The 21,905-nt window shown below is 44.2% G+C and carries 19 protein-coding genes; 16 read left to right on the top strand and 3 right to left on the bottom strand.

Annotated elements, in window-relative coordinates:
• The first annotated feature begins 38 nt into the window (after positions 1-38).
• From GC093_RS22240 to GC093_RS22225, 4 genes are read left to right on the top strand one after another with little or no spacing between them, the layout of a single operon-like run.
• Complete coding sequence (locus GC093_RS22240) at positions 39-1,829, top strand: sensor histidine kinase (protein WP_171654094.1); 1,791 nt, start codon at positions 39-41, stop codon at positions 1,827-1,829.
• A complete protein-coding gene (locus GC093_RS22235; RefSeq protein ID WP_171654093.1) occupies positions 1,829-3,406 on the top strand; it encodes a response regulator transcription factor in 1,578 nt (525 codons plus the stop codon). The genes GC093_RS22240 and GC093_RS22235 overlap by 1 nt, the downstream gene beginning before the upstream one ends.
• Positions 3,407-3,430: 24 nt before the next feature.
• The gene (locus GC093_RS22230; protein WP_171654092.1) at positions 3,431-4,447 is read left to right on the top strand and encodes a zinc-binding alcohol dehydrogenase family protein; all 1,017 of its coding nucleotides are present in this window, start codon (positions 3,431-3,433) and stop codon (positions 4,445-4,447) included.
• Positions 4,448-4,476: 29 nt separating this feature from the next.
• A complete protein-coding gene (locus GC093_RS22225) occupies positions 4,477-5,247 on the top strand; it encodes a sugar phosphate isomerase/epimerase family protein (protein ID WP_171654091.1) in 771 nt (256 codons plus the stop codon).
• Between the two features lie 30 nt (positions 5,248-5,277).
• Here GC093_RS22225 and GC093_RS22220 read toward each other — a convergent pair whose 3' ends face one another.
• Complete coding sequence (locus GC093_RS22220) at positions 5,278-5,529, bottom strand: hypothetical protein (RefSeq protein WP_171654090.1); 252 nt, start codon at positions 5,527-5,529, stop codon at positions 5,278-5,280.
• 260 nt (positions 5,530-5,789) lie between these two features.
• Here GC093_RS22220 and GC093_RS22215 point away from each other — a divergent pair, with 260 nt between their 5' ends.
• The 4 genes from GC093_RS22215 to GC093_RS22200 all read left to right on the top strand — a co-directional run bounded on the left by GC093_RS22215 (position 5,790) and on the right by GC093_RS22200 (position 10,800).
• Positions 5,790-6,962, top strand: a complete 1,173-nt coding sequence (locus tag GC093_RS22215) for an ABC transporter permease (RefSeq protein WP_171654089.1) — start codon at positions 5,790-5,792, stop codon at positions 6,960-6,962.
• Positions 6,963-6,984: 22 nt separating this feature from the next.
• Positions 6,985-8,199, top strand: coding sequence for an HlyD family secretion protein (locus GC093_RS22210; protein WP_246315040.1), 1,215 nt, complete (start codon positions 6,985-6,987; stop codon positions 8,197-8,199).
• Between the two features lie 28 nt (positions 8,200-8,227).
• Entirely contained in the window at positions 8,228-10,063 is a 1,836-nt protein-coding gene (locus GC093_RS22205) for a hypothetical protein (protein WP_246315038.1), read from the top strand.
• Positions 10,064-10,200: 137 nt separating this feature from the next.
• Entirely contained in the window at positions 10,201-10,800 is a 600-nt protein-coding gene (locus GC093_RS22200; RefSeq protein ID WP_171654088.1) for a TetR/AcrR family transcriptional regulator, read from the top strand.
• 68 nt (positions 10,801-10,868) lie between these two features.
• Here the strand turns inward: GC093_RS22200 and GC093_RS22195 are convergent, their stop codons facing one another.
• The gene (locus tag GC093_RS22195) at positions 10,869-11,546 is read right to left on the bottom strand and encodes an HNH endonuclease (protein WP_246315036.1); all 678 of its coding nucleotides are present in this window, start codon (positions 11,544-11,546) and stop codon (positions 10,869-10,871) included.
• A 223-nt stretch (positions 11,547-11,769) separates the two neighbouring features.
• Between GC093_RS22195 and GC093_RS22190 the strand changes: the two genes are divergently transcribed.
• From GC093_RS22190 to GC093_RS22175, 4 genes are all read left to right on the top strand, one after another.
• Positions 11,770-12,624, top strand: a complete 855-nt coding sequence (locus tag GC093_RS22190; RefSeq protein ID WP_171654087.1) for a class II fructose-bisphosphate aldolase — start codon at positions 11,770-11,772, stop codon at positions 12,622-12,624.
• Positions 12,625-12,646: 22 nt separating this feature from the next.
• Positions 12,647-14,161, top strand: a complete 1,515-nt coding sequence (locus tag GC093_RS22185; RefSeq protein ID WP_312886592.1) for a xylulokinase — start codon at positions 12,647-12,649, stop codon at positions 14,159-14,161.
• 5 nt (positions 14,162-14,166) lie between these two features.
• Positions 14,167-15,210: a galactitol-1-phosphate 5-dehydrogenase gene (locus GC093_RS22180; RefSeq protein WP_171654085.1), complete on the top strand. Its 1,044-nt coding sequence runs from the start codon at positions 14,167-14,169 to the stop codon at positions 15,208-15,210.
• Between the two features lie 154 nt (positions 15,211-15,364).
• A complete protein-coding gene (locus GC093_RS22175) occupies positions 15,365-16,153 on the top strand; it encodes a DeoR/GlpR family DNA-binding transcription regulator (protein WP_171654084.1) in 789 nt (262 codons plus the stop codon).
• A gap of 40 nt (positions 16,154-16,193) precedes the next feature.
• Here the strand turns inward: GC093_RS22175 and GC093_RS22170 are convergent, their stop codons facing one another.
• Positions 16,194-16,490: a hypothetical protein gene (locus tag GC093_RS22170; RefSeq protein ID WP_216624754.1), complete on the bottom strand. Its 297-nt coding sequence runs from the start codon at positions 16,488-16,490 to the stop codon at positions 16,194-16,196.
• 145 nt (positions 16,491-16,635) lie between these two features.
• Between GC093_RS22170 and GC093_RS22165 the strand changes: the two genes are divergently transcribed.
• The 4 genes from GC093_RS22165 to GC093_RS22150 all read left to right on the top strand — a co-directional run bounded on the left by GC093_RS22165 (position 16,636) and on the right by GC093_RS22150 (position 21,822).
• Positions 16,636-17,133 carry an ADP-heptose synthase gene (locus GC093_RS22165; protein ID WP_171654083.1) on the top strand — a complete coding sequence of 166 codons (498 nt, stop codon included), beginning with the start codon at positions 16,636-16,638 and terminating at the stop codon, positions 17,131-17,133.
• 10 nt (positions 17,134-17,143) lie between these two features.
• Entirely contained in the window at positions 17,144-18,334 is a 1,191-nt protein-coding gene (locus GC093_RS22160; RefSeq protein ID WP_171654082.1) for an MFS transporter, read from the top strand.
• A 983-nt stretch (positions 18,335-19,317) separates the two neighbouring features.
• A complete protein-coding gene (locus GC093_RS22155; RefSeq protein ID WP_171654081.1) occupies positions 19,318-20,817 on the top strand; it encodes a sugar ABC transporter ATP-binding protein in 1,500 nt (499 codons plus the stop codon).
• A gap of 15 nt (positions 20,818-20,832) precedes the next feature.
• Entirely contained in the window at positions 20,833-21,822 is a 990-nt protein-coding gene (locus GC093_RS22150; RefSeq protein WP_171654080.1) for an ABC transporter permease, read from the top strand.
• Positions 21,823-21,905 lie beyond the last annotated feature (83 nt).

Here is a 21,905-nt window from a genome sequence, read left to right as displayed (position 1 = left end):
AGGATAAGTTATTTTAACCCAAAGGATCGTGGAACCCTATGAGCAGACTGCTAAAGAAATATACGATTATGTCTCTTCGCCAAAAGCTGATTTTATCCTCGATAATTTGCTTGCTCGTCCCGTTAATGATCACAGTGGCTGTCTCTAATTATATGGCCAAAGATGTTCTTAAGGACAATGCGATAAGCAATTCACAAGAGACCATGAAAATGGTTGAATTGAATATATCCGGTTTGATGAATAATTTGCTTTATATTACGAATTACATTCAATTCGACAGTGAAATGAATTCGTTGATTAAAGAAGGCAAAGAAATTCAAAGCGAAAGCGAGCAAGCACTTAATCAAGCCAAGATCACCGCTAAACTGAACAGCATCACGAACCTGCTGAGTGATCTCTATATAACGATTTTGGTAGGAGATCAGAATAGCTATACGAATTATTCCTTTTATAATTACAATTATAAATTATTTTACCAAGAACCCTGGTTCAGTAATTTAAAGAGCTTGAATGCCTATGAAACGTATTGGCTGGGAAGCCAGCCAAACTACATTTTATCTACCCAAAAAAGTAATCCGTACCTGATGACGATTGCTCGAACGATCCAATATTCATCCGAACCGTTCGGATATGTCATTATTAGTGCGAAAGAAAAGGAGTTTCACGAATCTTTCCAAAAGCTGTCCGGAAATCAAGATATTATGATGGTCAACTCCAATGGGAAGATATTATCTCATAAAGACCCGGATAAGATTGGTGGGAAGTTTCCATACGCGGACAACATTTCATTAAGCAGAGACGATGCCCGTCTTATCAAAATTGATGGCGTAGAATACTTGGTGGCTAGCCATAAGCTCTCCTTTTCCGATTGGTCTCTTGTCAGCTTGACCCAGTATAAAGAAGCTACGGAAAAAATTAATTTTATTCAACGTGCCAACCTGCTCATTCAAGTATTATTTTATTCCCTATTTTTAGTGATTTTGATTTTCCTTGTCCGACAAATTACTAAGCCTTTGGGACATTTGGGAAGGGTTGCAGCAGAGATTGAATCGGGTAATCTGTCTGTACGATCAGGGATTCAAGGGAATAACGAGATAGGGAAAGTGGGCAGATCGTTTGACAAGATGCTTAACCGAATAGAGGAAATGATTAAACAGACGGTGATGGAGCAAGCGAAAAAGAGAAAAATCGAGCTGGAAATGCTCCAAGCGCAAATCAATCCGCACTTTTTATTTAATATATTGAATTCAATTCGTCTGAAAATTTTGATGAAGGACGATCAGGAAAATGCTTCGCTGATTCAAGCATTATCTTCTTTATTGCGGATGACCATTAATCGAAAGAACGAGTTTATTCCCTTGTATCAGGAAGTAAATATCGTTACGAGCTATATCGAGTTGATGAATATGAGACAGGAGGATCCGATTCAATACGAAGTGGCTTTACAGGAGGAAGCACTGCTTCAGGAGGTTCCCCGATTTTTCATCCAGCCTTTTATTGAAAATGCCTATACCCATGGTTTTCATGAAGGGGGAGGCAGAATTATTATTTCGGTCAACTCGGATCATCTTTTCCTGGTCGTAACAGTCGAGGATAATGGCAAGGGGATGACCGCCGAACAGCGACAAGCGTTAATTGATCGTTTGGAAACCGATTCGGATGAAACCGAAGAGAGAATGAGTGGACTATCTGGAATTGGTGTGAAAAATGTGTACGAACGAATGAAACTCATTTACGGTCAATCATTCCAGTTAAAGGTCGATAGTACACCCGACAAGGGCACGAAGATTACACTCTTTATTCCAACGCGTTCGGGAGGTGGCCAATAATGTATAAAGTCATGTTGGTCGATGATGATTTTCCCGTTCTGGCATATTTAAAAAAAGTGATTCCTTGGGAAAACTTGGACATGCAATTGATTGGGAGCTACGATAACGGACAGAAGGCATATGATAAAGCCATGGTGGAAATGCCGGATATTTTGATTACGGATATCGGTATGCCGGTTATGAACGGGTTAGAGCTCATCAATGGTTTAACTGCACACAAGGATAATCTTCGTTCCGTCATTTTGTCGTGCCATGACGAATTTACATTTGCCATGGAAGCCATTAAGTTGAATGTTGTGGAATACATCCTCAAAGAATCCCTTGATCCTAAAGTGCTGACGAGCTTGCTGAGTAAGATTAAACAAGGTTTGGATGAGGATAAAAAAATTAAGCAGCAACTCATCAAAAAAGAACTGATTTCATCTTTAACGGAAAACCCGATACTGAACGAAGCTACCTGGATTGAACAGGCTAGTCATATAGGACTCGATTTTCATCAAAATAATTATATACCGGTACTGTGCTGCATCAATCGGCATTATGTCGCTCAAAAAAGATACTCTACACAAAATTTATTATCGTTTTCCGTGCAGAATGTCATAGATGAAATTATTGAGAGGCAGATAGAAAATGGAACTCTTCATCTTTCTTACAACGGGAAAGAGACGGTGCTGCTGTTTCCCTATCAGGATTTTCTGAAGAAGAATGTTTACGACACGCTGCATGAATTATTACATAAAGTTAGTGAGTCGTTAAAGAACTATTTGAAATTCTCCGTCACCTTGATTATCGGAACCAGATCCAGGGATTCCTTGGAGTTGAAAGCATATATCAAGCAGCTTCTGGATTCCAAGGAACGAAGCTTTTATATCCAGGAAGGCTCCATTATTAATCTGGAAAGCCTTGATTTCTCGTATTCAAATGAAGATCTTTTTGCTAAATATGTGGAAGCCACACAGCAATTTCAAGATCTTATCCTGAAAGAAAATGAGATGTATCTTAAGGTTGCTTTGGTACAATGGATAGCCACGATCCAAAAAGAGAAATACAAGCCGCAGGTTGTCCGGGAATGGGGATTAAAAATTTTACTTGACTTGAGAGTGAAAATAAAGTCATTGCAATATTTTGAAACCAAGTTTTCTGAAGAGGTAGTCCATCAAAACCTGCTGCATACAGAAACACTGGAGCATTTTCAAGATACGATGTGGAATAACTTGGTTGAACTGCTTCGAGTAATAAGCAGCTTCAATTCAGGTTCGAAGCGGCGTGAAATCATTGAGGCTCAGCGATATATTATTGATCATTTGCATGAAAAGATATCGTTGTCGGATCTTGCAGACCAGCTTCATTTGAATTCGACTTACTTCAGCCGGTTGTTTAAGAAAGAAACGAATGAAAATTTTGTGGATTTTGTTATTAGACTCAAGATGGAAAAAGCGTGTGAATATTTGGAGCACAGTCATCACAGTATTGAACAAATATCGGATATGCTCGGCTTTGAGAGCAAAAGCTACTTTATCCGAACGTTTAGGAAGTTCAAAGGCATGCTGCCGGTAGAGTACAAGCATAGATCTTAATGTTGAAAAGGGGTGCTCTTGAATATGAAAACGATCATATGTGAGGAACCGAACCGTTTTGTGATGAAGGATACAGAGAAGCCGGTGCCCCATGAAGGGGAGGCCCTGGTGAGGATCAAGAGGATCGGTATTTGCGGTACGGACTTACATGCGTATAAAGGAAACCAACCTTATTTTACTTATCCCCGTATCTTGGGTCATGAGATGTCAGGGGAGATTATAGAAATCGGCGCTAATGAAATGGGATTATCACGTGGTGACTTGGTGATCGTGTCTCCATACCGCTACTGTGGAACGTGTATTGCCTGTCAACAAGGGAAGACGAATTGCTGCACGAAATTACAGCTGCTTGGCGTTCACGAGGATGGGGGGATGAGGGAATATATCGCTGTTCCTACAAGCCTCCTCATCAAAGCCGACGGTTTGACGCCTGAGCAAGCGGCGATTACCGAATGCTTGTGCATCGGCGCTCATGCAGTGCGCAGAGCAGGCATTGTTCCAGGGGAATACGTCTTGGTCATAGGCGCAGGTCCGATTGGGCTCGGGGTCATGAAATTCGCAAAGCTGGCCGGAGCGAAGGTGATTGCGCTGGACATAAATGAAGAACGCCTCGCCTATTGCCGGCAATGGGTTCCTGTCGATGAGACTGTGAATGCAAAAAACAATCCTCTGCAGGCCATTGAAGAGATTACGCAAGGGAATATGCCGACCGTTGTTTTGGACGCTACCGGCAATGTGGCTTCCATGGAATCGGCACCTCAATATGTCGCGCATACAGGGCGGTTGATTTATGTGGGATTGGTCAAATCGAAGATCGCTTTCGACGATCCGGACTTTCATCGGAAAGAAATGAGCATCCTCAGCAGTAGAAATGCCACACTTGAGGATTTTGAGCAAGTAATGGACAGCATCCGAAGAGGCGTAATCGATACGGATTCATATATTACACATCGCGTTGACTTTGATCGGATGATTGAGACATACGACTCCTGGCTGATGCCGGATACCGGCGTGATTAAAGCTGTTGTCAATTTAGATTAGTAACTAAAGGAATTGAAGGAGTGTTTGTTATGAAGTTGGCAGCTCAGCTATTTACATTACGAGATTACCTCAAAACAACTAAAGATATTGAGGCTACGCTTAAGAAAGTTAAGGGAATTGGGTACAATGCAGTCCAAGTTTCCGGATTAGGCCCAATTGATCCCAAAGTCCTGAAGGAAATGACGGACAGCGAAGGATTGGACATTTGCGCGACCCATATCAGTTATGCTGACTTGACGGATAAGCTGGATGAGGTCATTGAAAAGCACCATTTGTGGGGCTGCAAATATGTCGGTTTAGGTGCTATGCCTCTGGAGCAGCGATCCAGCAAACAAGGATACCTGGATTTTGCTAAACAGGCATCGGAAATCGGTCGTCAACTAAAGAGCGCAGGGCTCAAGTTCATTTATCACAACCACAATTTTGAGTTCGCTAAATATAATGGCATCACGGGTATGGATATTCTTTTTCAAGAAACAGATCCGGATGTAGTCGATTTTGAATTGGATGTATACTGGGTTCAAGCGGGGGGAGCAGACCCAGTTGACTGGATTCGCAAAGTTAAGGACCGCATGAAGGTTGTGCACCTCAAAGACATGGCGGTGACAAGCGAACGGGAGCAGCGCTATGCGGAGGTCGGAGAAGGAAACATGAACTTCGAGCGTATTTTGGAAGCTTGTAAGGAGATTGGAGTAGAATGGGGGGCCGTGGAGCAGGATCAATGTTACGGCAAAAACGCATTTGATTGTTTAGAGCTCAGCTTTCATAATCTTCGTCAATATGGCATTGAAGAAGCTTAAGTTTTAATATAAAAAATGTGCAGGAACGTTTTAAAAAGCAGACTTCGTGGATGCACGAGTACATGTTTGGATCTGATCTTCTAGTTGCACCTCTAGTGGAGGATGATCCTTCAAACCAAGAATTAATCGAGTTGTTAGTCCCCGAACGACATTCTTAATTGACTCACAAAGAGCAGGGTAGCCAGCCATGGCATCCTGCTCTTTTCTGCTGAACTGCCGAACGATTTTATCGGGTGGAAAAATCCCATTCGAGTGGGAGGAGAATGGTGGTTCCGTGTACAAACAAATTTTTGTGTAGAACTGCCATCACCTATTGAAGTTAAAGGATTAACATGATATATTTACTAATGACTAATTGACTGAAATGTATTTTTAGTCAATTTATAAAATTCACTGCAGATTGTGTGTGCAAGTTTCTTATGTTTCCTCACTTCATGGAGGATTTATTTTTTGAATAAAATTGACTAAAATACTATATTAGTCAATTAGTATGTAATGGAAGGTGATGGGAATTGAATTCGCTGAGAGAAGAATGGAACTTAATGTTACGTGGAAAATACATAAGAAGGGCATTAATCACTCCATTAATACTTGCGTTGGTTTTCGGATACTTATTCAGTCAGAATCAGCTGAACGAGAGCAAGATTGTTGTTATTGATGAAGACAATAGCCTCTACAGTCAGCAGCTAATTAATAAAATAAATGCTTCCCAGTATGCTGATGTTATGGCTGTTCTTCATGAAGATATAGATCCGAAAACATTGCTGTACAACGAGAAATACATGGCTGTCTTATATTTGCCTCATGGATTGGAAGAAAACCGATATCAAGGAAAACCATCGAATGTGGGCTTCTTGATCGACTATACGGTACCTTCCGCAACAGCCAACTTGAGAACCGGAGTATCCGAGGTGTTGGGATATGAGAATTCCAGTGCGCCTGCTTTAGGTAAATTAAAGGCAATTGGGATGAACGATGAGCAAATTAACGGTACTTTATCGAGTATTACTCTTCAACAGAGGCTGTTGTTTAATCCGACAAATAACCTTGTCAATATATTGGTTATTGGGTACGTGACGATTGTCTCCTTGGGTATTTTGTATAAACCTACCCTATCGATTGTAGCCCGGCTGCGTGAAGAGAATAGGTTGGCTGAGGAGTTGAAGCAGCCTGTCGGTTTATTGCTTCGGGTGCTACCTTACACAGTGGTATTTTTTGTTTCTATGGTAGTCATGTTAGGGGCATTGAAGCAATTTGGCAGCTTGCGCTTTGATGGTAACGTGTTGGAATTTTTGCTTCCCTTAGGCCTGTTCTGCATCGTAAACGCATGGTTTGCTATGCTAGTCGGCTGGAATGCGGCAACGCAGACGAAAGCAGAGAGTCGGGCACAGCTTTTGATTTCACCTGCTTTTCTATTATCGGGGGTCTTGTCCCCTATCGTGCTGTTCCCAAGCTATGTTCAAATGTTAAGTAATATTATTCCGGCAACCTGGTACTTTAAGCTGTTTCGGGGAATGGGGCTGCGGGGAGGAGAGCTGCAATATTTCATGGAGGATATAGCGGCCTTCCTAATCATGATAAGCGTTGTTCTTGTGCTATTGATCTTACTTATCCTGCGAGAAAGCAGGAAGGCGAGCGCTAATGCGAATGCGGCATCCAAACCGCCTCTGCTGCTGCCGCCGAAGAACGAAGTAAGTAATAATGTGACCGTATGACCATAGGAGAGGGGAACTATAGATGAAATTGAAGAAGGAAATGATAGTGGTATTAGCCTTAGTTGTATCTGTTGGGGCCGGAGGCTGGATGCTTCAAGCTCAAGGGAAAGATGCTGTGACCTTAGCCGGTGCAAGCAAAAGCAGTATATTAACGGCGGAACAGGTTAACATCTCCTTTCAAGGGGTAGGCGGCAAAATAGTCGATGTTCAAGTCATAGAAGAACAGAAGGTGAAGACGGGGGATGTGCTTATGATCCTCGACTCCACTGATTTGGATCTGCAATTGAGAAAGGCGCAGACGGATGTGGAAGTTACGACCTTAAAAATCAAGCAGAGTCAGGACAGCATTGACGTTGCCTTGAGTAAGCTTGATAATGCGGTCAAGCAAGCGAGGATTGGACTCGCTCAAGCAGAAACCCAGCAAGCGCAGGTTGAGGAAGGAGCCCGCATGGAAGATATTGAACGGCAGAGGCTGGCAGTCGCAGGTGCAGAGGAGGCCTATACTCATGCGGTTAAGCTTCAAAATCAATTGCTAAATATGGAAGAAACCTACGATTCGAATCCATATTCGTATAAAGATCATCGGGATGCTGTAGAGAATACGAGGAGTCAAGTGGCAGCGCTCGCCAATGCCAAGGAACAGCAGCAAGCGGCGCTTGATAAAATGCTCAATGGAGCGACAGATAAGGAACGTAAGCAAGCAGGTATACAAACCGAACGTGCACAAGCAACGGTTGAGCAGCAGCAGCTGGTTCAAGGTGATATTGATAACCAAAGAATAGGTCTGGATGCGTTGAACAAACAGCTGGAGCAGCAGCAAATTGCCATACAGTCGTTGCAAATTCAGAAGGACCGATTGACCCTAAGGGCTCCTTCCGTTGGGAAAGTCGTAAAGCTGCTTCCTAAGCTTGGAGAGAATGTAGGCTCGGGGGCACCGGTGATTGTACTGGAAACTGGTAAAATGTATTACGATCTTTACGTAGATGAAACTCAGGTTAGCAAATTTAAACCGGAGGGTATTGTTCCTACACATTTTGCAGCACAACAGGACAAAATTGACGGAGTTATTCGTTTTGTGACTGCGGCTCCACAGTTTGCGGCATTGCGAATGAGCCGGGAGAAAGGCACTTCCGATCTGAATACCTTTCAGGTGCGTGTATATATTGACAAAAGCGATAACCTGCTGCCGGGCATGACGGCTGATGTACATATCAATGAAGTTGATAACAAGCGTTAGACCTACAAATTAGACAGGAGTGATTCACATGCTTACTACAAATCAACGACTCAACAATGATTCTATCCGTAGGGAAAAAAGGTACTTATCCCGCCGGAAGGCCTCTCTTGTATCTGTGCTGCTTACAGCATCTTTACTTACAGCTGCGATCTCTGCTCCGAAAGCTGCCTTGGCAGTGGGGCCTACGGATATCGTACAACAACAGGCTGCAGCGGTTTACGCATTAACGGATTCGCTGCAGGTTGAGGTAAAAAGCCTGCTGAATGAGAAGACCAGCGAAGGAACGCGTATTGCAGCAGTGATCCGAATTAAGAGTCAAGGGGCGTCCAAGACTGTTAAAATTCCAGATCTCGATCTGCGGGTTACAACTGCCGACAATCAGGAGATTACCCTTCAGGCTAGTACACTCAACGCGCATGTCATTCGTACCCAAACAGTCGAAGAGCTGAATTACTATGTGACCGTGGATCGCAACGATGCTTTTGAGCTTACGGATCTGACTTGGTATTCCGTAGATTGGTATTCCTATCCGAAGAAAGAGAGCGTTCAATTATCGATTCCTGTTCCGGGAGTCAGCTGGAACGGCCAGAATTCTGTTCTGCAGAATCCAGCGGATAGCAGAAGCTGGGGGGAGCCGTTCGTGCTTCCGGCTGTCATCGATTCTCCTATTCAATACACCCCGGTATCCGTAAGCAAAGACTTTGGACCGGAGGGTCCAATTAATAATGTCGTGCTGCTAGCGGAGAATCCATCCGATAGCGATAGGACAGTACCTGACTTCACTTTAGACGGCAAGGCTGAACCGGGCGTTTCCAATAAATTGGTTTTCAATGGAAAGAGAGTAGAGCAGGGGCCAATCATATTGGAGCCCAAAGGGAGGAAGTACCTTCATTTCGTAATACCAACCGATAAGGATACGATTCTGAACTCATTTAACGTATTAACAACAGAGACCTTCCGGCAGGTAGATGCTAAGGGACAAGTGAACGCCTTATCCTACAATGTGGGACGATATAACATTCAATGGCCGGCAGGTAACGGCATTTCGACTGAATATGCCGAAGCTCCCGTCTATGAAGCGGAAACGGCATTTGGCTTTGACCCAATCTCGAATGCAATTGACCCGAATATGTCCATTTCATTAGTAGAGTTTCATAAATACCTTAACGAAGGCGAAGGCTACCAAACAGCTATTGCCAAATACATGCTGACCAATAACGGGGATATTCCGATACCGCTTCCTGTGTTCCAAACGAAGCTGTTATCCAAGCAAGGACTGAAGTACAGTGGGACCAGACAAGCAGCGACCGCATCGGAGATCATGCCTCATTCCAGCTATGTAATCAGTTATTCCTACAATCTGCCTTCGGAATTAGAAGATAATCAGATGGTCGTAGCATTCTCAGACGGCAAGACAACAGGAGTTACTGGCACCCCCTTGGGAGCGTACAAGGTTTCCTTCCAAGCTTCAGATCCGACCGCAAGCGAGATGTCTTTTTATCCATTTAATGTAAAATTAAATACTTGGACTCTAAACGCACAAACCTATGGCTCTACTACATCTCCTATCACTTACACATACAGGCTGATGATGGATATGGATATAGAACGCAATGAAAAGGTTACTGTCGATCAAAACTTTGCCAAGCTGCGCTTGGAGCTCATTGATCCTACAGGCAAGCAGATTGGTGCTAAGGATCTTCCATTTACAGGTACGAACCGTATAATCAGCGGCAAACAATTCATTAAATTCGATAATCTTCGCACAGACGAACAAGAGTATCCTCTGACGATCCAGATGTATGAGGTTATGGCTACACCAACAGGAGAGGCTAAAAGACTGGTTGGCATATTGAAGCAATGATGGTGATGGAGGGGGACTTACAGTGCTGATCTTATGGGAGTCTCCTATTCCACTGCAAGCTATGCGTCAATAGAATTGCAATCCATGCGGGATCGTGATAAATTTTTAAAGAATGGTAGCGAAGGGAGAGACGGCAGGTGTCCAAGGTTGATAAGAAAAAATTAATACTGGCTGCGGCCACACAATCGTTTTCTCAATTTGGTTACAAGGCTACGACTATGGATTTGGTTGCAAAAATTGCGAATGTAGGGAAAGGCACGATTTATACCTTTTTTACAACCAAAGAAGAACTGTTCGAAGCCATATTGCAAGATGCTATGCAAGAAATGAAGGATGCTATACACAAGGGAATGCGTGAAGAAGATACATTTTTCCAAAATTTATTCAGGATGCTCGATTTGCTGTTGGAATTTCGGGCATGCCATGAGCTCTTTATTAAGCTGGCTCAAGAATTCCGTGATATCGGAACGCAGCAGGCATTGGAAGGTTTGCAGCGCTTGGAGAGCGTGGTCATAGATTATTTAAAGCAGGAAATTGACAAGGGTATACAAAAAGGGGAAATCAAAGCTTACGATTCGGAAATTCTCACTTTCGTTATTCTGAAGCTTTATCTCTCACTGACTACGGAATGGGGCAAATCGAAGCAGCGGGAACCGCTCAGTAAGGAGCAAATTAGGGAGTATATCCTATTGTTTGTTTCGGATGGACTGACGACGGACAAGTCAATAAAGCTGTGAGAGACTCACTGATTATATCATGCAAAAAAGAAGCGATTCTTGCGAATCAGCTTCTTTTTTTTGTTTAGCTAAGTGGGAGTAGTTCCGCCCTTGGAATGGATAAAATCATCGAGGCTGAGGTCCGCTTTACTCTGATTACATAGCATACAGGCGCATACGCAATTGACGGGAGTTGTATGACCACCCTTGGCACGAGGCAGCAGGTGATCGATAGTATCGCCGTATTCTCCACAAAAATAACAGGTGCATTGGTCGCGCTCCAATATATATCGCCGGAATGTCTTATTGCTGTACACGCGTCGTACCGTATTGCGGTTTACGACTACAGCGGCATGCTCGCGTACGAGGGTAACCGCCGTTTCCAGGTCTGTCTCCTGCTGCCAGCGGCGTCCCTTATCCGTTTTGCCGCGCATCCTTAGGATACCTTGTCGGTTCGGGACAAGTATGGATGCATCGGGCCCTTCCAGCTTTGGCGGAGGGGTGGGAAGCGGCCGCTTAACCAATCGCTTGGGAGCTGAGGATTGCAGCTCTGGCGATGGCGAGCCTGGGGATTTTTTATTGTCCTTTAGCAGCTTGCGGCAAGCTTTACACGTGCCGCGGCGCGATTCTTTTCCGGAACGTTTGCCAGTCCTGCGGAGAAAGTCAGAAAGCAGCCTTGGCATTTTGCAGCAAGTGCATTCTTTATAGCGATGGTTATCCGATTCTATAATGGGTTGGATTGCTAAATCCTGCTGATTTTGCTCCAATATGACCACCTCAAAAATGTGTTGTTACGGGATAGATTAACTCTATTGTACAACAAAAAGTTTTTTTTCCGTAATCATGCAGTGGCGCAATGAAATATATAGTAGGGATTGACAAAAAGAGTCATTCGAAATATGTTATATTGAAAGAAAACGAAACTTATAAATAACTAAACGAAATTAATTGATTTCATTTTATAGTAAAATTAGAAGGGTAGGAGCACTCATGGCATTAGTATCATCCACACCTATGCTGCAGCAGGCAAGAAAGCAAGGATATGGGATTGTAGCCTTTAACGTTCATACGTTAGAAATGCTGCAAGCAGTAGTTGACGCCGCGGAGGAGAGCCGTTCACCGCTTATTTTGCAAACCACTGTAGGAACTGTGAAGCATTTGGGTATTGAATATATTGCAAATGCGGCAAGAACTGCAGCGGAAAAGGCGCGAATACCGATAGCGCTTCATCTGGACCATTGTCAAAGCTTCGAACTCATTATCCAATGCATTCGAGCCGGCTACACTTCAGTTATGATTGATCAGTCGATGCATCCTTTTGAGAAAAATGTAGAGATGACCAAGAAAGTGGTTGAGGTAGCTCGTGCGTTGAATGTGAATGTGGAGGCTGAATTGGGCAAAGTCGGCGGTGTAGAGGACGATATACATGTTGATGAAGATATGGCATCTCTTGCAGATCCCAATGAGTGCCAGCGTTTTGTTGAGTTGACGGGGGTATCGACATTAGCTCCTGCCATTGGTACTGCACATGGGATATACAAGGGCGAACCGAACATTGATTTTCAACGAATTGAGGCTATTGCGGGTATTGTTGAAGTGCCGCTCGTGCTGCACGGAGGATCTGGTATCCCGGAAGCGCAGGTGAAACGATGCGTAGCTTTAGGTATGGCCAAAATGAATGTAGCGACAGAATTAAAGAACGCATTTACGAACTCTTTGCAGCGATTTTTTGTCGAGCATCCTAATGATCTGGACCCACGTTCATACATGTCTATTGCCAAAACGGTAGTTAAACAATTGGCGTTACAAAAGATGGAGCTTTGCGGATGCACTAATAAAGCTTAAACTGGCCGGAGGCTGTGAAAAGGTGGCGGTTCACATATTGAATACATATTTAATCGGTATTGATATTGGTACTTCTGGCTGTAAGGTCGCCCTGTTCGATACGGAGGGTACCGTTGTATTTCAAGGAACAGAGCCTTATCAAACACATTATCCACAGCCTGGGTATGCGGAGCAAAACCCGGATGATTGGTGGCGCGCAGTATGTGTTAATTTCCAAACTATGTTTAAGCAAACCGGTATACAACCCAGTCAGATTAAGGGAATCGGGGTTGATGGACAGAGCGGTGCTGCGATTGCGGTCGATGGACAAGGACGGCCATTGAGGAATGCGATCATTTGGCTGGATCGCAGGGCGGTATCGCAATGTGAACAATTGATTCAAACGATTGATCAGGAGAGGCTGTTTGCGGTTTCGGGAAATCCGATGGCACCCTCCTATGTCACAGGCAAAATACGTTGGCTTCAGCAGAACGAAACTGAGCTTTACAAGAGAACAACCCAATTTTTACAATGTAATAGTTATATTGTATATAAGCTGACGGCGGAATATTCCCAGGATGTGTCGCAAGGCAATGGTCTGCATGCTTTTAATATTGAAACGAAATCATGGGACTATAATCTTGCCGAGCAAATGGGGATAGCCCCTGAGCTGCTTCCTCCTACTTATGATTGCAGTGATATAGTTGGCGGAGTGACGCCTCTTGCAGCTTCCGAAACCGGCTTAGCAGTTGGAACACCCGTCGTAGCGGGTGGATTGGATGCAGCATGTGCGACGCTGGGCGCCGGTGCTATTCAGGTTGGAGAGGTGCAGGAGCAAGGAGGCCAGGCTGGTGGCATGAGCATAGTGATGGACCGGCCTATTAAGAACGAGAAGCTAATACTTAGCTGTCATGTTGTAAAAGACATGTGGATCCTGCAGGGTGGAACGGTAGGTGGAGGCAGCTTGAACTGGCTGAGGAGAGAATTTGCGGGTGAAAGCAAGGATTCGACGCATTTCTTCCAGCAAGTTAATGAAGAAGCCATGCGAATCCGGGCAGGGAGCGAAGGACTTGTGTTCCTGCCTTATATGGCAGGGGAGCGTTCACCGATCTGGGATCCTGAAGCCAAAGGTGTTTTCATTGGCTTATCCTATGAGAAAACCAGAGGGCATATGGCTCGGGCTATAATGGAGGGCAGTGCTTTCGCTTTGCAGCACAATCTTAGGACGGCTGAGGAGAGCGGAGCTCGGATTCACACCTTGCATAGTACAGGAGGCGCAGCTAACAGTGCGCTCTGGACTCAAATCAAGGCGGATGTGACCGAGAAAACAATCAAAGTCTCTTCGTCCGACTCTGCAACCACATTGGGGGCAGCAATCTTGGCAGGTGTGGGAACGGGAATTTATCGGAATTATGAAGATGCGGTAGCAAGGACGGTACGCATGAATCGTGAGCAGATCCCTAATTCGGATAACCAGCAGATGTACCGGATGGTTTATGATATTTATTTGGAAACCTATAGCAGACTAAAAGATTTGTTTCCGAGAATGGGATGGTGAACCTTATGAAAGCAGCCGTATTGTATGCGCCGAACGAAATACGAGTAGAAGAAATAGATATTCCTGTCTTGGAATCCTATGAAATATTAGTGAAGGTGAAAGCAACGGGAATATGCGGCTCGGATTTGCCGAGAGTTTTGGGAGAAGCCGCTCATCATTATCCTATCGTGCTAGGACATGAATTTGCCGGGGTCGTAGACCAAATAGGCAGCGATGTCACCCGAGTAAAAGTAGGCGACAGAGTTGTAGGGGTACCGCTAAAGGCTTGCAGGCAATGTGATGATTGTCGCAGCGGCAATTACGCTCAATGCAAGCAGTATTCCTTCATTGGCTCCAGAGTCAATGGAAGCTGGGCGGAATATGTTGCGATTCCCGAAGACAACGCGATCCTGTTCGGTGAGGATGTAAGCTTTGAAGAGGCTGCACTGGTGGAACCATCGGCAGTAGCTCTGCATGCCCTGCAATTAATTCAGTTTCAAGGCGGAGAGCATGTGGCCATCCTAGGTGGAGGCAATATTGGTTTACTCGTTCTGCAGTGGGCCAGAATTTGGGGAGCTAGAGAAGTCACAGTGTTCGATATTGATGAACAGAGATTGAGAACCGCCCAATTATTGGGAGCCGATCATGTCATTAATTCCTTGAATTCTGGATCCGAGAAGGAATGGAAAAGCATAACAGGCGGTAAGGGCTTTGGGGTAGTCATGGAAACAGCAGGCTCCGACATAACCATGAGACAGAGCTTTGATTTAGCTGCAAATAAAGCGAAGGTTTGCTTTGTTGGAACGCCTGTGCGTGATTTGACTTTTTCGCATAAGCAGTTTGAGCTGATGAATCGCAAAGAATTTACGCTGACAGGCTCATGGATGTCTTACAGTGCGCCTTTTCCGGGCAAGGAATGGGAGACTACGCTTCATTTTCTACGTAAAGGCCAATTGAATTTCAAAGATATCGTGTTCAAAAGATTGGACCTCGACCAGATCAACGAAGCTTTCGACTTATATCGAGAACCAGGTGCGGTGAAAGGTAAAATTATGCTGCTCAATCGTTGAACATTCAAGCAAAATTGACCCATAATCTCAAGTCTCCCTCACAAAGCAGCCGATTGTCTTTTCTTTAGGAATTCATTATACTACTGTGTACACCGAAACGAAATCAATCGGAATATAACGAAACGAATATATAGAGATTTGTGAGGGAGCTTTAATGGAAAAAGAGCACATGGGCCGTAAGATGAGAGGCTTGGAAAGGCATCAGTTCATTATCAACTATTTAAAGCATCATAAGAGTGCGGATGTTTCGTTTCTTAGCTCGGAGCTGAAGGTTTCGGAAGTCACGATTCGCAAGGATTTGGAGAAGCTGGAGCGTGACAAGCTGCTGCTTCGAAGTCATGGGGGGGCTGTGGTCAATGAGCACTTGTTCCTTGAGCCCTCTTTCGTGGAGAAGGAAGATAAATTTACAGCGGAGAAGTCGGCTATTGCCGAAGAAGCTGCCCAATTTATTAAGGATGGAATGACGATAGCGTTGTCGACGGGCACTACGATTAGTCGGATAACATCCCGGATTAAAGATCGCACATCATTGACCGTAGTTACCAATGCTATTAACATCGCAACAGCCATGATGGGACTTGACAGTATTCAAGTTTTTTTGACGGGTGGCAATATCCGTCCCCAAACATTTGCGCTTGTTGGAGAAACTGCTGAGAAAGCCTTGGATGGCGTATATGTGGAATATGCGTTTATTGGAGCTAATGGATTCAGTATAGATCAGGGACTAACGACTCCAAGCATGGAAGAGGCCAGAGTTGTCCGAGGAATTATCGATCATGCCGAGCAGGTGGTAGCGCTGCTGGATTCCAGTAAATTCAATAAAGTGGCATTTTACCGTATTGTTAACATAGATAAGGTTGATATTGTAATTACGGATAAGGATGCTCCGTCCGATGTCATTGATCAGCTTCGTGAGAGAGGAATCAAAGTTATTATTGCGTGAAGGATTAGTTGAGGATATAGGTAGGAATTAAAAATAATTCCTATCGTTTTATACTTATTGCTTTAATTCTTCTCGAAATAACAATCCTCTGATTCCTCAGCTCCCAAACCTGTTCCCTCAAAGTTTCGATCTGATTGCTATCTTTACTCCTCCGAAGCTGTTCGTAGAGCTCCAACATTTTACCATTAATCGTATCGAACATTTTCCATAGATTATATTGAAGCGTTTCGCGCAATTCGTCTTTATTGTTTAAGGTTTGCAATATCTGCTGCTGCCATTCGGTGTCGCCAAGCTTGCGGGCATAATTATAGAGATCCAGATAATCGTCTACCCACAATAATAAATTTATGTTTTTTGGACTGAATATATGGTTTTAGTTGATTAATAAACTTTCAGCATCTATGATGAATGTGAGTCCCTCTGAATCATAGGAAATTAGCGGGAATTATTGCATATATTGAATTCGTAAGGAGTGTGTGGTAGTGCGCAGACGGTTGGTTATAGAGGCAGTCATGCTTACTATTTATGGAGAGATGCTGGTTCCGGATAGGGAAGTGGAGTATCTTGTACCCTATTCAACTATACAGGAGCTATACGAGCTAAGAGAGAGCAAGGAGCCTATTATGCCGGACGCTGATGATGAACTCCATGTACGGACGAAGATTAATGAGCTTATCAATATGACCGAGGAGCCTTTTAACCGCAAAAAGATTGAGCGAGCGCTATCAGTCCCTTGGGCCAAAAGCTCACCTCTGCCATTGAACAGTAAAGTCACGCTTACTATTATTTATGCAGTGGAGAATGCGGAATATGGCGAGCAATTCGATCCCATAGAAACCGATCTAATATTGACCTCCCTGCATGAGAAGGTCCCAATGCTTACCGATCAACCAGAATTTGTGGATAGACTGATTGAGGCTGAAGTTCCAGTGCAGGTGTATGATATGGATGATTTTGAATATGCAGTCGAGGGAGATTGAATAGAGCATCATGCAGATCACAGCGCCCATTCGAAAAGTGCTTTTAATGAATGCGTCCTCCAATATTATATTTAACTATATCGGTATATTTGTGAATTTATACATTTGGGAGCAAGGGCACAGCATATTTGACGTTACGTGGTTTAACCTGATATTGTTCATTACTTGGAGTCTGGCATTTGCGCTTGGCTCGAAGTTACTGACGATTTACACGACGCGTGTACTCATTCGAATGACAGCTTCCTGTGGTGCTTTGACATTCCTGCTGCTTACTTCACTCACACTGGATAACCGATTATTATGGATAGCCATAATTGCCGTTCCCGTCGGTATCATGTGGGGATTTTATGCAGCTTCGCAAAATATTACGTTGTCCGCGTTTGGCAAAGGTAAAGACTTTGAAGTATATTTTTCAATCGCGACTATTATCGGCCAAACGATTTCTATTGTAAATCCGGTTGTGTTCGCGCTTATTATTAAATGGATTGGGTATTCGGGCTCGTTTCTTCTAATGTTTGTGTTTGTAGCCATACTTATGACGGTATCGTTTATGATTCCTCCTATAACCTTGGCTGGGGAAAAGAAACCGTTATTTCAGAATATGCGGTTTTCAACTGTATTCTCCTATCCCGCAATTCGGTGGATGGTCCCTTCGTGTTTAGCCGCGGGGGTATTTTTACAGTTTCAAGGTCTGTTTGCTCTCATATTTACGTTCTCGGTCTCCAGCGACAAGCTGGTTATCGCCCTGTTGAACGTGCTTTATGCTGTTTCAGCGATAATAGCTATGGTGCTGCACCGGAGGCTGAATATAAGTGGTGGCATATGGTTGAAAGTTGGTATGATCGCCATCTCCGTAGGGTTTTTAGTGGCATTGCTGCAGCATTCAGTTTTCCTGGTTTTGTCCAACATACTAACGACAGTAGGGCTATTCTATTTCGGTACCGTCTGGAACAGCGATCAGTTCCGCATTATTAGCCGACATACCTCGATAGAGCAAGCACGGATTTTGCTTTGGAGAGAATGGTGTTTAAATATTACGCGCATTATGATGTTGATTCTCATTCTGTTTGTTCAGGATTTGAATGGCGGGATATTCGTTGCGCTGCTTGGCTTTTCCCTTGTTTGTGCGTTCCTCATTCCGTTCTTTTCGCAAAAAGGTGCGACAGCAATCACTCGTCAAACGGACAGGGTGGAAATGTGAGGGATGGAAAAGTATATATAAAAGACGTCGATCACGCGATTATCGTGATTGGCGTCTTTTTTTTGAGGTACAGTGTGGGTTCTAGATAAGTGGTAGTTTATTTAAACCCAATCCAGAAAGGGTTACTTTACAGCACTCATGTATGAAAATAATAAAAATCGGTCAGACCCCGAACCCCGAACCCCGAACCCCGACCCCCGAACCCCGAACGACGAACCCCGAACCCCGAACGACGAACCCCGAACCCCGAACTCCTCAAACTGATTCATCTTGTGACATGGTATAAGCTCTGAAGCAGCTTAGCGGAACTGAAAGTTCCTTTATTCAATTCGGCTCTTCAGATTCTCGCTAATAGAGGAAACCGCAGTTCCGTTATTCGTGATAATGCAGGTACTTTACACTAAAAACAGGGAGATAACGGAACGGATGCTTCCTCTATTTACCCATATTTTGCACTTTTTTTAAAATAACGGAATTTTCATTTCCGCTATCATCTGGAATTATGAGAAACTAACGAAAATGTTAGAAACCTCAAGTGCGCGTTGTGGCGTTCCATGTTTCAAGGCGGTGGTTGAACCCCATCCGCCTTTGAAGTTATGTTTCTATCAGCTAGTCTAATCAAATAAACATGACTACAACATCAGCTGTAAAATCACATCGATCCCTCTAAAACGCTCAAACGCAGATCGCACGCCAAAAAGCGCCGAAAGGCGCCTTTTTTTTAGAGGGGTAATAGGCAGTTTTCAGTGGAGTTGAACCTGAAGCATTCCCCTTAAAAGCTACCGCTAATACACGAATAGATCCTCAGCGAAAGGGATTAGAATTTTCGAGTTTAAGAGTTACTTACTTTTTACAAATTTCCTAGCAGGTTCAGCTTTACTTTATTCGGAGATTTTTCTACTTTTTTAAAGAGGTTTTTCCATTCTTTCCCTAACGGTTCAGATATACAATTAGCATTAAATAACGATCCGAGGTGTGGCAGAATGAGCGAAACGCTGGTTTTAATGGAAGGTATCGATAAGTATTTCCCAGGTGTTCACGCTCTTGATCAATGTCGGTTCGAATTGGCAGGCGGCGAGGTTCATGCATTGGTAGGGGAGAATGGTGCTGGAAAATCAACGCTTATGAAGGTGCTAACAGGAGTCTACCAGAAGGATGGGGGCCGCATTCTCTATAAAGGGGCAGAAGTGGAAATCCCCCATACGAGAGCAGCACAAAAATTAGGTATCAGCATTATTCATCAAGAGCTTAATCTAATGCCTGATTTAACTATAGCGCAAAATATTTATATCGGCAGGGAGCCACGTCATGCGTTCAAGCTGTTTTTGGATGAAAAGACGCTCAATAAAAAAGTGCAGCTGCTCTTTGATCGGATGAATCTCCAGCTGGACCCACGCATGCTGGTATCGGAGTTAACGGTTGCCAAGCAACAAATGGTTGAAATTGCGAAAGCGCTCTCTTTTAACTCCGAGGTGCTGATCATGGATGAGCCTACGGCTGCGCTAACGGACGCTGAGATTGATGAGCTTTTTCGGATCATCCAGCAGCTGCGTGAGAACGGTGTGGGGATTGTTTATATCTCTCACCGGATGGAGGAATTGAAGCGGATTACCGACCGCATTACCGTCATGCGAGATGGCTGTTACATTGACACGGTCAAAACCGCTGAGACATCCATTGATCAAATAATTTCCATGATGGTAGGGCGCGAGATTTATAATGCCTCCAAACCTGCGACGGATAAGGCTGGCAATGAAAAGGTGCTTGAAGTACAGCATCTCAATCAGGGCTCTACGTTGAAGGATATTAGCTTTTACTTGAAAAAGGGGGAAATACTCGGATTTGCGGGTCTGATGGGGGCGGGACGAACAGAGGTGGCGCGTGCTGTTTTTGGAGCGGACCCCTATGATTCGGGAGAGATCCAGGTGTTCGGCAAAAAGGTGCGGATTAGTCAACCTCATGATGCAGTAAAGCATGGCATAGGCTACCTTTCTGAGGATCGTAAAAGATTCGGGCTTATGGTGGATATGGACGTGAAAACGAATATAGCCATCTCCTCTTATCGGAAATTCAGGCGGAGATCGGGCTGGATGAAAGACAGCAGCATTCAACGGAGTGCCGAGCATTTTGTTGAGGCCTTGAAGGTGAGAACTCCAAGCATAGACCAGTTTGTAAAATACCTTTCAGGAGGCAATCAGCAGAAAGTGGTTATCAGTAAGTGGCTGGTACGCGACTGCGACATTTTGATTTTTGATGAACCAACAAGAGGCATCGATGTAGGTGCAAAAAGTGAGATTTATAAGCTGCTCGATGAGTTAGCAGCCCAAGGCAAGTCCATCATTATGATCTCCTCGGAGCTGCCGGAAATATTGCGTATGAGCCACCGTATTTTGGTTATGTGCGAAGGCAGAATTACAGGTGAGCTGAGCAGTAAGGAAGCAACGCAGGAAGCCATTATGAAATATGCAACCATACGTAAATAGGGGGACGCCGTCATCATGAAACTATCCGTACTTAAACCGCAGGTAGCGATTAAAACTGGGGCAACGCAAAAAATATTAGCTTTTGCCAGCTTAATTATACTTGTTGTTATTTTCTCTTTGTCATCGAGCAACTTCTTTCAGTTCGACAACATCGTAGGCATTATGCTTTCTACGGCTGTGATCGGCGTTTTGGCATTAGGCTCCACCTTTGTCATCATTACCTCTGGTATTGATTTGGCGGTCGGTACAGTGATGACCTTCTCTTCCGTAATGACAGGGGTCATTATTACCGTATGGCATCTGCCCATGCCTTTGGGTATCGTGGGTGGCATTGCAACGGGGGCGGTTTGCGGAATCATTAGTGGTTTGGCGGTTGCCAAGATGAAGATACCTCCATTTATTGCAACTTTAGCGATGATGATGATAACGAAGGGCTTATCGCTTGTTATCTCTGGAACGAAGCCCATTTACTTTAACGATACTCCGGGCTTTGATCAGATTTCAATGGGCTCGGTTATTAGCTATATTATCCCTGGCTTGGAAATTCCTAATGCTGTCCTCATCTTCTTCGTGGTTGCGATAATTGCCAGCATCATATTGTCCAAAACAATCATCGGACGCTATAACTTTGCACTGGGCAGCAATGAAGAAGCAACACGTCTTTCCGGCGTTAACACCAACTTTTGGAAAATTATTATTTACACCTTGACTGGTGTTTTCAGCGGTATTGCCGGAGTCATGATGGCTTCGCGGCTGAATTCGGCCCAGCCGGCATTGGGGCAGGGCTATGAGCTGGAAGCCATCGCAGCTGTTGTCATCGGCGGCACTTCACTCAGCGGGGGAAAGGGCTCGATTCTTGGGACTGTTATCGGAGCTCTCATCATGAGTGTGTTGACCAATGGGCTGCGTATCCTGTCCGTCAAGCAGGAATGGCAAACAGTGATTGTAGGGCTTGTTGTTATCATGGCCGTATATGCGGATATTTTGCGCCGCCGCAAGCAGTAGAGGTTGTTTAAAAGACTCTCTTTTGATCTCGCACCAGTAAGGTGTTTCCTCCTTATCCAAGGAGTTTAATAGCAACTCAAATT

It is taken from the genome of Paenibacillus foliorum (genome assembly GCF_013141765.1).
GTDB classification, from domain to species: domain Bacteria; phylum Bacillota; class Bacilli; order Paenibacillales; family NBRC-103111; genus Paenibacillus_S; species Paenibacillus_S foliorum.
Note: the sequence above shows the minus strand (reverse complement) of the source record. Positions and strands in the feature narration are given on the sequence as shown.

Excerpts from the sequence above, each read along its gene's own strand:
- GC093_RS22240 (WP_171654094.1), top strand. The coding sequence starts at position 39 with ATGAGCAGACTGCTAAAGAAATATACGATTATGTCTCTTCGCCAAAAG.
- GC093_RS22235 (WP_171654093.1), top strand. The coding sequence starts at position 1,829 with ATGTATAAAGTCATGTTGGTCGATGATGATTTTCCCGTTCTGGCATAT.
- GC093_RS22230 (WP_171654092.1), top strand. The coding sequence starts at position 3,431 with ATGAAAACGATCATATGTGAGGAACCGAACCGTTTTGTGATGAAGGAT.
- GC093_RS22225 (WP_171654091.1), top strand. The coding sequence starts at position 4,477 with ATGAAGTTGGCAGCTCAGCTATTTACATTACGAGATTACCTCAAAACA.
- GC093_RS22215 (WP_171654089.1), top strand. The coding sequence starts at position 5,790 with ATGTTACGTGGAAAATACATAAGAAGGGCATTAATCACTCCATTAATA.
- GC093_RS22210 (WP_246315040.1), top strand. The coding sequence starts at position 6,985 with ATGAAATTGAAGAAGGAAATGATAGTGGTATTAGCCTTAGTTGTATCT.
- GC093_RS22205 (WP_246315038.1), top strand. The coding sequence starts at position 8,228 with ATGCTTACTACAAATCAACGACTCAACAATGATTCTATCCGTAGGGAA.
- GC093_RS22190 (WP_171654087.1), top strand. The coding sequence starts at position 11,770 with ATGGCATTAGTATCATCCACACCTATGCTGCAGCAGGCAAGAAAGCAA.
- GC093_RS22180 (WP_171654085.1), top strand. The coding sequence starts at position 14,167 with ATGAAAGCAGCCGTATTGTATGCGCCGAACGAAATACGAGTAGAAGAA.
- GC093_RS22175 (WP_171654084.1), top strand. The coding sequence starts at position 15,365 with ATGGAAAAAGAGCACATGGGCCGTAAGATGAGAGGCTTGGAAAGGCAT.
- GC093_RS22160 (WP_171654082.1), top strand. The coding sequence starts at position 17,144 with ATGCAGATCACAGCGCCCATTCGAAAAGTGCTTTTAATGAATGCGTCC.
- GC093_RS22155 (WP_171654081.1), top strand. The coding sequence starts at position 19,318 with ATGAGCGAAACGCTGGTTTTAATGGAAGGTATCGATAAGTATTTCCCA.
- GC093_RS22150 (WP_171654080.1), top strand. The coding sequence starts at position 20,833 with ATGAAACTATCCGTACTTAAACCGCAGGTAGCGATTAAAACTGGGGCA.